Source organism: Sorangiineae bacterium MSr11367 (genome assembly GCA_037157805.1).
Taxonomy (GTDB): Bacteria; Myxococcota_A; Polyangia; order Polyangiales; family Polyangiaceae; genus Pendulispora; species Pendulispora rubella.
The window spans coordinates 4,601,401-4,614,256 of record CP089983.1 but is presented as its reverse complement, the minus strand read 5'-3'; the positions used below and the strand labels follow the sequence as shown (position 1 = coordinate 4,614,256).

General features: G+C 66.9%; 12 protein-coding genes. 5 read left to right on the top strand and 7 right to left on the bottom strand.

Translation table 11 applies throughout. The features are described from left to right. Positions 1-97 precede the first annotated feature (97 nt). Together LVJ94_18480 and LVJ94_18475 are read left to right on the top strand one after the other, a co-directional pair. A complete protein-coding gene (locus tag LVJ94_18480) occupies positions 98-1,117 on the top strand; it encodes a tetratricopeptide repeat protein (GenBank protein WXB09209.1) in 1,020 nt (339 codons plus the stop codon). A gap of 10 nt (positions 1,118-1,127) precedes the next feature. After that, positions 1,128-2,054, top strand: coding sequence for a formylglycine-generating enzyme family protein (locus LVJ94_18475; GenBank protein ID WXB09208.1), 927 nt, complete (start codon positions 1,128-1,130; stop codon positions 2,052-2,054). Between the two features lie 15 nt (positions 2,055-2,069). Here LVJ94_18475 and LVJ94_18470 read toward each other — a convergent pair whose 3' ends face one another. The 4 genes from LVJ94_18470 to LVJ94_18455 form a co-directional block, all read right to left on the bottom strand. After that, positions 2,070-3,383, bottom strand: coding sequence for a hypothetical protein (locus LVJ94_18470; GenBank protein WXB09207.1), 1,314 nt, complete (start codon positions 3,381-3,383; stop codon positions 2,070-2,072). Between the two features lie 122 nt (positions 3,384-3,505). Further along, a complete protein-coding gene (locus tag LVJ94_18465; GenBank protein WXB09206.1) occupies positions 3,506-4,036 on the bottom strand; it encodes an ArsR family transcriptional regulator in 531 nt (176 codons plus the stop codon). Positions 4,037-4,107: 71 nt separating this feature from the next. Beyond that, positions 4,108-5,151 carry a polyprenyl synthetase family protein gene (locus tag LVJ94_18460; protein WXB09205.1) on the bottom strand — a complete coding sequence of 348 codons (1,044 nt, stop codon included), beginning with the start codon at positions 5,149-5,151 and terminating at the stop codon, positions 4,108-4,110. A gap of 23 nt (positions 5,152-5,174) precedes the next feature. After that, positions 5,175-5,564 (bottom strand): hypothetical protein, encoded by a 390-nt coding sequence (locus tag LVJ94_18455; protein WXB09204.1) that lies wholly within the window; start codon positions 5,562-5,564, stop codon positions 5,175-5,177. A 147-nt stretch (positions 5,565-5,711) separates the two neighbouring features. On the opposite strand from LVJ94_18455, the gene LVJ94_18450 reads away from it, so the two are divergent. The 3 genes from LVJ94_18450 to LVJ94_18440 all read left to right on the top strand — a co-directional run bounded on the left by LVJ94_18450 (position 5,712) and on the right by LVJ94_18440 (position 9,764). Continuing rightward, positions 5,712-6,212, top strand: coding sequence for a hypothetical protein (locus LVJ94_18450; protein WXB09203.1), 501 nt, complete (start codon positions 5,712-5,714; stop codon positions 6,210-6,212). A gap of 28 nt (positions 6,213-6,240) precedes the next feature. After that, positions 6,241-8,097 (top strand): DEAD/DEAH box helicase, encoded by a 1,857-nt coding sequence (locus LVJ94_18445; protein ID WXB09202.1) that lies wholly within the window; start codon positions 6,241-6,243, stop codon positions 8,095-8,097. Positions 8,098-8,219: 122 nt separating this feature from the next. Further along, positions 8,220-9,764: a hypothetical protein gene (locus tag LVJ94_18440; GenBank protein WXB09201.1), complete on the top strand. Its 1,545-nt coding sequence runs from the start codon at positions 8,220-8,222 to the stop codon at positions 9,762-9,764. Here the strand turns inward: LVJ94_18440 and LVJ94_18435 are convergent. Genes LVJ94_18435 through LVJ94_18425 form a run of 3 tightly spaced genes read right to left on the bottom strand, consistent with a single transcriptional unit; the run spans position 9,761 to position 12,823 of the window. Continuing rightward, positions 9,761-10,336, bottom strand: a complete 576-nt coding sequence (locus LVJ94_18435) for a Uma2 family endonuclease (GenBank protein WXB09200.1) — start codon at positions 10,334-10,336, stop codon at positions 9,761-9,763. The genes LVJ94_18440 and LVJ94_18435 overlap by 4 nt on opposite strands. A 56-nt stretch (positions 10,337-10,392) precedes the next feature. Further along, on the bottom strand, positions 10,393-11,790 hold the full coding sequence (locus LVJ94_18430) for a flavohemoglobin expression-modulating QEGLA motif protein (GenBank protein ID WXB09199.1): 1,398 nt from the start codon (positions 11,788-11,790) through the stop codon (positions 10,393-10,395). Beyond that, positions 11,765-12,823 (bottom strand): AAA family ATPase, encoded by a 1,059-nt coding sequence (locus tag LVJ94_18425; GenBank protein WXB09198.1) that lies wholly within the window; start codon positions 12,821-12,823, stop codon positions 11,765-11,767. Before LVJ94_18425 ends, LVJ94_18430 begins: the two co-directional genes overlap by 26 nt. Between the last annotated feature and the right edge of the window lie 33 nt (positions 12,824-12,856).

Genomic DNA, 12,856 nt, shown 5'->3' with positions numbered 1-12,856 from the left:
GCCGAGGGCGACCGGACGCGTCGCGATGTGCCGGCCCGAGCGGGTTCGCGCATCAGTCGACTTGACGGCCCTTCGCGAGTGAGAAAAGTTGCGTGTTGTGAATCAACTCTCGGCCCACCTCGATCGCGGATGGGATTTGGCTCAAAAGGGGGATGCTACCGGCGCCATTGCGTGCGCACGTCGCGCCTTGGAGCTCGACCCGCAGTCACCTGAAGTCCACAACCTTCTGGGCTTCAGCGCGGCGTTGGCAGGTGACTGCGACGACGCGCTCGACCACTACAAGCAGGCCATTGCACTGGACGAAACCTACCTGGAGGCGATGCTCAACGCTGCAGAGATTCTCACCTATCCCATGGGCGAGTGGGACGAGGCGATCGCCATGTGCGAAGACGCGCTCGAATACGCGGAAACGCCCGAGGAGATTGCCGACTGCGTGCTCCTGAAGGTGGATGCACTCATGGGCAAAGGAAAGACCGAGGAGGCAGCCAAAGCCATGGCCATCATTCCCGAAGGACCGTTCGAACACCCCAGCTACGTTTTCCTGATCGGGCGGGCGTATTACGAGATTGGCCAGATTGACAAGGCCGCGCCCCTGATCGAGGAAGCCGTTCGCCGCGATCCTTCGTCGCCCGATGCGCAGTATTACTTGGGCCTCGTTCGGGACGAGCGGGGCGATCAACGCGGGGCCACCGAGTCGTTCCTTCGCGCGCGCATGCTCGATGCGGTGCGGGCTGCCCCGCCCTGGTCGCCGTCACCGGAGGCCTTCGGGCGCATGGTGCGGTCGGTCATCGAGAAGCTGGACGCCCTCCTCGGCCGTTACGTGCGCGAGGCCGAGGTGTACGTGGTGGACGTTCCGGGCGCGGAGCTCGTGGTCGACGGCGTCGATCCTCGGGCCATCATGATCCTGGACCGCCTCCCGCCCGCGAGCAGCCCCGATGGCGCCAACGGCGTTGACACCGGGCGCTCCGTCCGCATTTTCGTGTACCAGCGCAACGTCGAGCGGGCCGCCGGCTCCCTCGACGCCATCGAGGACGAGCTTTCGCGCGCCCTCGAACGCGAAATCACTTCGGTTTTCCTGGAGTCGGACGAACCCCCGCCGAAGCATCAATTGAACTAGACTGACAGGCGTGACACGCCTGAGCAGCGCGACGGCTCGAGTCTCGGCACGCGCCTCGTGGGGCGCCCTCGGTTCTTCCGCGGGCGCCCTCGTCCTTTTTGTCGTTTTGGCCAGCTCGTCGTGTTCCCTCGCCTTCGATGCCGGCGCGCTCTCCCAAGGAAGATCCGGCAACGCGCCGCAGGACGGCGGCGGGGACGCGCCAGGGCCCGACGGAGGCAACGACGGGGCTCCCGCAACATCGTGCCCCGGAACCTCGGGCCCCGCGTCGGTTCGCGTGGGGAACGGGGCGGGCGTCTCCTTTTGCATCGACACGACCGAGGTGACGATCGACCAGTACCGTCTCTTCGTGAACGCGAAGAACGGCGACACCAGCGGCCAGCGGCCCGAGTGCGCCTTCAATACGAATTACGAGCCACAGCTCGAGGATGGCACCCCCGTCTCCGATGGCAGCAGCGGCGACACGCCCGTGACCTACGTCGATTGGTGCGATGCCTTCGCGTACTGCGCATGGGCGAACAAGCGCCTCTGCGGCCGGGTGGGCGGCGGCCCCGCCCCGATGGCCACGCCCGGCGATCCGGCGCAGAGCCAGTGGATGTTCGCCTGCTCGCGCGGCGGCACCCGCGCCTACGCGTACGGCACCGCGTTCGACACCCGCGCATGCAACGACGGCGCAGAGGGCGTGGCCCAGGTTGCCCCGGTGAAGACCTTTCCCAAGTGCATCGGAGGGTTCGAGGGCATCTTCGACATGAGCGGCAACGCCGGCGAGTGGGAGGACGCATGCAACGCGGCCGGCAACTGCCTCACGCGCGGAGGCTCTTCGTGGGACTTCCGCCAGCCCCAACGCGACCGCTTCGCCTGCGCCATTCCCTACGCCCCCGAGGGCGATCCGCGCTCGAGCCGCTACCCCGACCTCGGCTTCCGCTGCTGCGCGGATTGAAGCGGTGCCAGGTAGCTAGTGCCAGGCGCCGATGCCGACGCCCCAGTTGGCGTAGCGGGGTGCGAGGTCGACGGCGAAGCTGATTCGCCAGGTGGTGGCGCCGATGAGGCCCCAGGCGTCGAAGGGAAAAAGCTTGATGTCCGCGCCGCACGTCAGATGTTGCCGCACGCTCCCGTTGGGGAAACGCGAAGGCTCGACGTAGCTGCCGATGCGCGCACGCACGCGGTCGTGGACGGGCTCGGCCTCGATGCCGAAGCGGGGCATCACCGTGACGGAACGTCCAAAGGGCTCCAGCTTTTGATCGAGAAAGCTCGCCACGTCGATCGTGTTCTCCGAGGCGCCGGTGAAGAGAAAACTCGCGACGATGAGGATTTTCTCGCGCGGCCAGTTTGCATAGCGTGCGCGGCGTTGCGCGAGGAGCCTGTCGGACTCGGCCTGCAGGCGCATGTCCTCGATCATCCGGAGGGAGCGCTCTTGCTCGGCGAATGCGAGCTCCAGCGCCGTTCGGCGCTCGTGCGGCGCGGCGGCCAGCTTGGCCTCGTGTTCGCGATCGCGCGCGGCGCGGGCGCGCTCGATGCGGGCACGCACGGGTGCCTCTTCGATGTGCGGATTGAGCCAGCGCGGATTCAGCGGACGCGGGCCCGCTTGCAACGACACGCCGATTTCGGCCTCCCACGGTTGCACGATCTTCTCGGGCACGATGAACTTGCCCGCGCGCTCCACGCCGGAGGACGGGTCGATGCTCGTGGACGACTCCCCGAGCGACCGCGCGATGACCGGCGCGCGCAACGTGGCCCCGAACCGCCACACGGCGCCGTCGGGCTTGTACAGCATGCCGGCCTCGGGCGACGCGCCCACCATGTTGAACAGCGTGCGACCGGGCACGAACTGCCCCGTCTGCGCGATCTGCAAGGCCACGATGCGCGCGCCGGCGCCGAGCACCAATTGGTTGCCGAGGAAACCGTAGGCCGCGACCGCATGCCAGCGACTCGTTTGCAGGGTGAGGCCGGGATTGTCGGCCGTGGCCGGCGTCAGATTGAACTGCTGCAGATCGTCCGTGATGGCGATCCCGAACTCGCCGAATTGCAGCTGCAGACCGAGGTTGAGGTAGAGGAAGTCCCCGAAGGTCGACGTGCCGGAGATGTTCCGGCGCCCTCGGTTGTCGAAGTCGGTCCCGGAAAAGGTGCCCGGGAAGGAAAAGCTCGCCGAGAGATCGTAGTCGAACCACTTGTAGCTGAACGGCTCACGCACAGCGGGCGCGGCCGCATTGGAGGCCGTGCCCTCGACGCCTTCCGCGTACCCGGTGTAAGCGCCTGCGAGCCCCGTCACGCGGATGGGCGCAATGAGCGGTCCCTGGTGAAACTCGATCGCGTAGTCGTTTTTCTGCAGGGGCGACGGCTCGGCCGCGGCCGCCCGACCCGCGAAAAGCGCGTGCAGCAGCGCGGTGAAGGCTACGAGCGCGGCGCGTCGTTGCGGGTGCCGAGGAGAAAGCGCACGAGCGGCTCGGCGTCGATCTTCGCCGTCGAGAGGAAGACGTCGAGCAGGCGTTGGCCGAGGCGGGCCAGTTCGAGAAGCTGTCCGATGCGCGAGCGCTGCAGCTCCACGCGGGCCCGCGTCTTCGCGTCCGTGTCGCGCCCCACCTGAATCGTGTCCAGCATGGCGAGCGCCTCCTCGAAGGCGTCGATGGCCATCGTGATCTCCCCCTTTTCGCGTTCGTTGAACACGCGGGAGATCATCCGCCAAAGCTGCACCTCCGCCGCATAGAAGTCTCTTCGCTCACCCTGCACCCAGACCTTGCGGACCACGCCCCATCGCGAAAGCTCACTCAGGGTCATGCTGACCGCCCCGCTCGAGAGCTTGAGGAGTTGACGCAGGTCCTCGGCACTGAGCGGGTCAGGCGATAGATACAACACTGCCCAGACGCGGCCCATGTTCCGTTTGAAGCCCCAGAACTCGATGAGGCGCCCGACCACGTTGCTCACGGCGATTTCATTCGCCCACAACGCGCGTGTCTCTTTGCTCAGCCCCCGTGTTTCCATCTTGATTCCCGGCGTCACTTGGTGCGGCCCGTCAACTCCCGTGCGACGGCCGCCAAAAGCTCGCGCGACGTGCCCTCGGGCGAGGCACCGTGCAAGGCGGACAGGGCGCGGTTCGTATGGTCTCGCGCGATTTCCCGCACGGCGTCGCACGCCCCGCTGCTGCGCACGGCCTGGGCCAGGCGCAGGCACGCGGCGTCATCGCCGGTCTTCGCCCGCTCCACGTCTTCCGCCCGGCCAAAGCCACCGGCCACGGCGCGGATGAGGGGAAGGGTGACCTTGCCCTCGTGCAGGTCGATGAGCAGCGTCTTGCCCGTGACCTCGGGATCGCCCGCGTAGTCGAGGCAGTCGTCGACCAATTGAAACGCAATCCCAACGTGTTCGCCAAAAACGCCGAACGACTGCGCCGCCGCCTCGGACGCGCCGCCCGAGCGGGCGCCCACCCGCGCTGCCCATCCAAAAAGGGACGCCGTCTTGTCGCGCACCACGCGGAAATACGTAGCCTCCTCCAGATCGAGGCGCGAGCGCGAGCGGAGCTGCACGACCTCGCCGTCGACCAACCGGCGCAAGGTGGTGATCAAATCGGTGAGCGCGGAGGCGTCGCCGCCATGACGAACGGCCGCGCTGGTCCGCTCGAGCGCGTGCGTGAGCAAAAGGTCACCGGCGAGAACGCTGACGGCGTTGCCCCAGACGCGACGGGCGGCGGGATGTCCGCGCCGCTCCATCCCGTCGTCGATCACGTCGTCGTGGAGCAACGTGGCCAAGTGCACCAATTCCGCGACGACGGCCAGCTCGCGAACGGCTTGCGTCATGGTGGCGCCGAAGCACGAGGCCGCGAGAAGCACGGTGAGCGGCCGCACCCGCTTGCCGCCCGCGTCCAACAGATGTGCGGCCGAGTCCGTGGCCGGGTTGAGGCCGGTGCGAACGGCGCGCGACAGTTCGTCCTCGACGAACGTCATGTCCTCGGCAAAAAGTGATGCGACATCGGCAATCCGCTGGGCCGCGCGGGTGCCCACACGCTCGGGGATGGCCGTCTCCTGCAACAGCGTGACGGAGTTCATTGGGGATGAGTCCCTCTAAAGTTTCAAAACATTTTGAAAGTAGTGGTAGCCGAAGCGGAGGTCAAGCCATCGGCGAGCTTCTTCGCCCTCGCTTCGACATCCACCTCGTCCGTGCCGCCGCGTAGAAAGGCGGCTTCGCAGGCGATGGACCGGGACGCCAGGACCGTTCCCAAAACGCGCATCACCTCGGCGTTGGCCTCGCCGGCGCAGGCCACGACCAGGTCGAGGCGTCCGAAGACGCTTCGAGCTTTCTCGATGGCGGCGTCGAGGGCTTCGGCCGCGCGCGGATCGCCCACGGAGTGCCGGCCGCGGCCGCCGCTGTAGACGATTTCACCGACGGACTCGCCGAGGGCGCGTTCTTCCTTGCCCATCACGACGATGGCGACGCCATGCGCCGACAAAGTGAGGGCCATCGTGCGGGAAAAGCCTCCGCTCGACCAAGTGCCCTCTTCGGTTCCCAACACCAACGCGACGGGGACAACTCCTGTGACTGGCGCGATCGTTGACACGAGGTTCGCTTTACAACAGGCGCGCGTGGGAAGACTGGTAAAGTGCCGCGCGTGAGCGACGAACCGAGCGAACTGCCCCCGCGAACGCCGCGCCAAAAGCTCGCCTCGCGCCTCGTTTACGGCAGCTTTCTCGGGCTTGCGACGGCCTTCATTCTTTCGAGCACCTACCAGCTCGTCGTCGGCGTCTTCGGCCTTGGGAGCGAGCCGCTTCCCGGCAGCGCACCACCGGCGAGCGCGGTGGAGGCGCAGGCCTGCTCCGACGGGATCGCCCTGCTTTCCGCGGCCCTGGAGCGAAGCTTCGCGCACTCGGTCGGGCCCGACGGCGCATCGGCCCGCACAGAAGAGGCGGTGGTGGCCGCCTTCCGCAAAAATCTGGAGCCCGAGTGGACCGGCGAGCCGGCCATCGAGCGCACGTGCGGGAGCCACCCGCACGGCCACGAGGCGTTTGCGGCGCTCCTGCGCCTCAAATTGGCCCAGGAAGGCCTCGTGCGCCGCCAGATGGTCGAGATCGACCCTCTGAGGCGCAGCGTCAACGCCTATTTACCGCACTGACCGCTGGAAAAAGCGATACAAGGTCCCCGTGTCCGAAGAAGCTCAAACGCCTCCCCCGCCGCCCACATTCGACGTCCTGCCCCTGAGCGCCGACGTGCGGCGTGCGGTCGATGCCCTCGGTTACGTGCATCCCACGCCCGTGCAGCGCGCCGTGTTCGAGCCGGCCTCGCGCGGCCGCAGCCTGGTGGTGCAGGCGCGGACCGGCACCGGCAAGACGGCAGCCTTCGGCCTGCCCATCGTCGATCAGCTGGTGCGACGCGGCCATCCGCACGTGCAAGCGCTCATCCTCACGCCGACGCGCGAGCTGGCCCTGCAGGTCTCCCGCGAGATCACGCACCTCGGCCAATTCCGTGGCACCAAGGTCACCGCCATCTACGGCGGCGCTCCCATGGGCAAGCAGATCGACGAGCTAGCCTCCGGGGCGCAAGTCGTGGCCGGCACCCCGGGCCGCGTGCTCGATCACCTGCGGCGGGGAACGCTCGACCCGAGCCATATCCGCATCTTCGTGCTCGACGAGGCCGACGAGATGCTCTCCATGGGCTTCGCCAAGGAGCTGCACGCCATCGTCGAGCTTCTGCCCCGCGAACGGCAGGGCCTGTTCTTCAGCGCGACCATCCCGCCGGACATCGAGCGCCTCGCGGTCAACCAACTGCGCGATCCCGAGTTCGTCACGCTCTCGAGCGACCAGGTCGGCGCCCTCGAGATCAACCATTTCGTGTACCTGGTCGGGCAGAGCGACAAGCGCAAGGAGCTCGTGCGCATCCTCGAGGTGGAAAACCCCGAGAGCGCGATCATCTTCTGCAACACGCGCGACGAGACGGAACGCGTGGCCGAGACGCTGAAGAACCAGGGCTACGACGCCGAGTGGCTCAATGGAGACCTCGAGCAGCGCGAGCGCGAGCGTATCATGCAGAATACACGCGAGGGGAAGCTGCGCTTCCTCGTCGCGACGGACGTGGCCGCGCGCGGTATCGACATTTCGCACCTCACGCACGTCATCAATGCCGACTTCCCCGAGAGCGCCGAGTACTACGTGCACCGCACGGGCCGCACCGGGCGCGCGGGGAAGACGGGCACGGCCATCTCGCTGGTCGGGCCGAAGAACATCGGTGCACTGTACATCCTTCGGCTGACGTACAAGATTCGCCCCATCGAGAAGCAGCTCCCCTCGGCGGCGGAGCTCAAGACCCGCTCCGAGCACGATCTCATCACGATGTTCGTCGAGGCCTTCAAGGCCCAGGCGCACCCGGACGATCTCGCGCTCGCGCGAAGGCTCCTCACCCACGCGGACGTCGAGCCCATCGTCGCGGGGCTGCTCCGTGCGCACCTCGGCGCGCGTGAAGAGGCCGGTGAGAATCCCCGGCAAGATGCGGCGGAAGCGCGGCGCGCGAAAAATCCTACGAAGATCGAATCGGCACCGGCGGCAGCACCGGCAGCGGGCGCGCGCCGCGGTGGCGCTCGCACGGGTCGCTCCGAATTGCGCCGGCACGGCACATCTTCGCCCGTGCGCGACGATGTCGAGGTCGCGCGATACACGGTGACCGATCCGCGTGTCGACCTCGCGCCGGTCACGCTGGCCACCCCCTCGGAACCGCCGCCCTCACCTTCGGCGGAGCCCAGCGAAAATGGTGCGAACGAGGAGTTCGCGCGCATCTTCGTGAACGTGGGGCGGCGCGATGGCGTCGGACCGCTCGACTTCCACCGCATGCTCTTCGAGGGCGCCGGGCTATCGCAGAAAGACGTCGGCCCCATCCATGTGCGCGATCGCATTAGTTTCGTGAGCGTGCGGCGCGAGTGGCTCGACAAGTCGGTCGCAGCGCTCGCCGGTCAGGTCGTCGGCGGTCGCAGCATCGTGGCAGAGCCTGCGCGCGAACGCGGCGCCTGACTTCTCTTCATTGCAGCACATGCAACAACGACGTAAGCGCGGGCGTTGCGGCACCTGAATAGCGACGAAATACGCCGGCTGCCGTTGAGCGATCACCTAACCTTGCCGTAATCTTTATGACTATGTCTGCCTCGCCCGCGTCGTTTCATCAGGGCGCGTACCCATCTCCATCCGCACTACGACCCGGACAAACGCTCCGAGGTCTTCTCGAGTCCCGCCGCGCACAAGGGCAGGTCCTCTCGCTCGAAGAGGCAATCGCCATCGCGGTTCCCCTCGCCCTCGATTTGAAACAACGCCACGAGCGTGGGGAGCGATGGCTCGTCCATCCCTCGTGCATCGTCGCCGGGCACGATGGCCTTGCGCGCCTCGAGCCACAACTCGCCGGCGTTCCAGCCGATCCGCGCGATCGCGCATGCCTCGCGCCGGAGCAGCAGGCGAGCCTGCACCCGGGCGATGCGCGCGCGAGCGTCTTTTCCATCGGAGCGATCCTGTACGAGGCGGTGGTGGGGCACTCCGTGGGGCCGGCCATGCGGCGGCCCGCTTCGGTGATTGCGAACATCCCCGACGCGTTCGAGATCCTGCTCGCCAAGGCGCTGGTCGGCGATCCCTCGCACCGCCCCGAGGACTTGGGCGCGCTCGCAAGCGCGATGCACCATTTGGCACCGATGCGCAGCCTGCATCCGCCGGACGCCGACGAGTCGCGGCTCGATCATGCCGACGGCTTCGACGTCGACGTGCGTCTTTCGATGCTGCCGCCCTCGGAGATTGCCTCCCCCATGCCGCCCGACGCGGCCCCGGCGCCATACAACACGGCCGATCTGGATCCGACGACGCGCCTGGCCATGCTGAAGCAGCAGCTCGAGTCCGATCCGCGTCCACGCTACGTGGTGAGCAAGGACCGAATGGACCACGGTCCTTTCTCGGCCGTGGAGTTGCTGCAGCAGATTGCCAGCAACACGTTCATCAACTCGCACATCCTGCGTGACGAGATCAGCGGGCAAGAACACCCCATCGGAGAGTGGCCCGAGTTTGCATTGTTCGCCGAGCAAGCGGGGTTGAAGCGGGAAATCGTGGCGGAGAAGCACGCCGTCGCGCAGGTCGAGCTCAAAGAGAAGAATGCCGGCGCGGCGAAGATCATCATCAGCGTCAGCGCGGTGTTGGCCGTGGCCATCGTCGTGGGCATCTTCCTGTATCAAAAGGTCGGGTCGCGAAAAGACGACGTGGTGCTCAGCGACGATCCGAATGCCATCGACTACAACCTGCAGGGCGGCGTAAAGGGCCAAAAGCGGCCGCCGGCCCCGGGATCGGCGGGCGGTGGTGGCGGCGGTGGTGGCGGCGGCGGGCACTCGGGCGGTATGAGCTACGAGGCAGCCATCGCGAGCAATGTGCAAGAAGTCGCCATCGGCGCGGCCAAGGGGGGCGAGCCCGATTTGACGGACGCCCAACTCTCCGGCCCCTTGAAGAATGCGAAATTCGTGAGTGGGTGCGGGGCCTCATCGGACATGACGGTCACCGTCAAAGTGGCCATCAAGAACGGGCGCGCCGTGGGCGTCAGCGTCTACCCCAACCCGTCGAACGCATCGGTCGCATCGTGCGTCGAGCGCGCCGTCCGCGGCCTCTCCTGGCCGTCCAATCCAAAGATGGATAGCCTGACGACGACGTACTAGCCCTTGAGAATCGATTCGATCGGAATCACCACATCGGGGAATTGCTCGATGGCGAGCGATTCCCCGCGACGCGCGACGGTGACACTGGCGTACTTCCCGCCCTGAGGCTGACGGTGAACCTCGACGACGTGGTCGATCAAATTGACGATCCAATATTCGGGAACACCGGTTTCGGCGTAGAGCCGTGCCTTGACGGTGCGGTCGTCCTTGAGCGAGCTTTCCGCGACTTCGATGATGAGGTACGCCCGATCGGGGTGATCCTTGGAATAGTCACCGCGCGGGTAGATCGCCACGTCAGGTTCCGGCTCGGAGTCGTCACTCGCCGCAAAGGATCCCTGAATGCGCACGCGGGCGCGGCCGCTGAGGGCGAGAACGAGCCGTTCGTTTAGCTCATCCACGGCTTCGTTGTGCGGCGCACCGATCGGGCTCGTCTTGACGACGACACCGTAGAGCAATTCCACGCGCTCATCGTTGAAAACGCCGAGGAGGACGAGTTGGTCGTACTCCGAGCGCCGCAGCCGGCGCTGTCGTTCCAACGGAATGTCACGAAGATCGATCGCCGCGTTGGCCATGGCATTTACCCTGTCACATGGTAGCTGCCATCTCGGCAGTCGTCACGCCATGAGCTTCACCCGGTGCGGGCGAACAGACGCGCGTAATGATCGGCGATGGATTCGCCGCCCAGTTGGCTGAAGAACGTCGAGTAGGCCATCCAGATGGCCAGGCCATTGAGATCGCGGAACATCGAAGGCAGATAACGCGGCGGCTTGATGACGCCGTCGGCCACGCGGCGCGCGAGAACGGGGACGTCTTCGTGCGCGACTTTGCCGACGAAGAGGAACGGGATCAAATCGGCGCGATTGTGCTGAATCGCGCTGCGGATGAAGGCGTAGTTCAGAACGATGCCCTTGCAGTAGCAGGCATCCTTGGTGAACGGGGCGCCGCCCTCCAGCACGCCGCCGCGGAAGATGCGGCGCGTGTTGTTGAAGCATTCCTCTTCCTCGTAGCCCTCGGTGCGAAACCACTCGAAGACCTCGATGAAGTTCGCGCCATCCTCCGCCTTGTCGACGGCGAGAACGCGGTCGTTCAAGCGGCGCGCCCGCCGCGGGTACGCGCGGAAGGTGAAGATCTCCAGGATGGCCGCCAACCCCTCCTGCACCGACGTGGTCCGCGGCGGCCCCTTCGACAGCCAGCGCGCCACCGGCTGCTGCTGGCCGTTCAACGAAGTTGCAACATGCACCCATCCCTCGTGCACCTCGAGGATGTCGATGTCGCGCGGCGAGAACAGCGCGCCGGTGCGAACCTTCACGTAGTCGTTGCCCGCGGCCGCATCCGCCAAAATCGTGTCGTCCGCCTGCACGCGCACTTCCGTGTCGGCAAAGTAGCGCGCGAAGCGCTCGTTCAACTCCGCCGCGCACTCCGCCGACGTGAGCGTGCGCTCCGCGGTGGCGCCGAGAAACGTCTCGTCCGACTTGGTGAGGATCGAGTAGAGCACGTGCCCGAGATCGCGCACGGTCGACTTTCCGTCGGGGAATCGTTCCTTCGGCGAGCCGTAAAGCTTGCGCGAGTACGCGTAAAAGTGCGGCGTCCCGCGCGCCGCGAGCATGCGCACCACATCGCGGTACTCGAGCGCGGTGGCCGACATGATCTGGCCGATGGCGTCGGCTTCACCGAGCTCTCCATCGATGTCGCGCACGATGGACTCGAACTCTTCGGCCTTTTGGCGCGGGTCGAAGCCGAGCTCCACGCCCGCGTAGTACGCCGCATCGACCTTGGGCAGCTCCTTGCCCCGGTTCTTGAGGAATTGCTCCTCGACCCCATTGTCCCAGCGCACCGCCTGCAGCACGCGGATGGGCTTTTGCGCCTCCACGATACGCCCCGCCAGCTGCGCCACGATTTCCTTGTAGCTCCGCCAGGGCCCCGACGGCGGCGGCGGCGGAATCGAAGGATACTGCGGCTCGACCGGCGGCGGCGGCTCGCTGGGCTCCTCATCGACCGCTTTACCGCGGCGCGACTTCGGTTCCATGCCTCCTCGCCACGTGCGCGGCCACGCGCTCCAGCACATCGACGTCGCGGACGCCGTCGGCCTCGGCGCGGTAGCTCAGGACCAGCCGATGGCGCAGCACCGGCACGATGAGCGCCCGCACATCGTCCACGTCGGCCGCCGCCTCCCCGCGAAGCGCCGCGCGCGCCTTGGCGGCGAGCACCAGCGCCTGCGAGCCGCGCGGCCCGGCGCCGAAGCGCACGAACTCGCCCACCTCGGGCACTCCCCCGCCCCCTTTCAGTTTGCTCCCGTCGGACTTCACCGGACGCGTCGCCCGGCCCAACGCCACGGCCAACTCCACCGCTTCATCGGTCACCGGAATGCGCGGCACCAGCGACTGCAGCGCGCGCACGTCGTCGGCCAGCAGCACACGCGGCACCGAGCCAATTTCGGCGCTGGTCGTCTTGCGGGCAATCTCCCGCTCCTCGACCTCGGACGGATAATCGATGTGAATCTCGAGCAGGAACCGATCGAGCTGCGCCTCGGGCAACGGGTACGTGCCCTCCTGCTCGATGGGGTTGCGCGTCGCGAACACCTGAAACGGATCCGGCAGGACGTGCGTCTTCGTACCCACGGTCACCCGACGCTCCTGCATCGCCTGAAGAAGCGCGGCCTGCGTCTTCGGCGGGGTGCGGTTGATCTCGTCGGCCAGCACCAAATGGCAGAAGATGGGGCCCGGAAGAAAGCGCACGCGCCTTCGAAGTTGCCCCGCGCCGTCTTCTTCTTCCTGCAGCACGTCGGTGCCGGTGATGTCGGCGGGGAGCAAATCCGGTGTAAACTGCACGCGTCCGAAGCTCAGATCGAGCGCCTCGGCGAGCGACGCCACCAAGAGCGTCTTGGCCAGACCCGGCACACCGACCAGCAGCGCATGCCCGCGCGCCAGCAGCGCGACGAGCATCAGGTCGATGACCTCCTCTTGCCCGACCACCCGTTCGCCGACTGCACGCTTGAGGTGGGCGCTCGCTTGAGCTGCTTTTTCCAGAAGCGCCACGTCGTCCAGCGAACCGGGCGACACGCTCACCCGACCTGCCGATGTCCTCGCCCCATT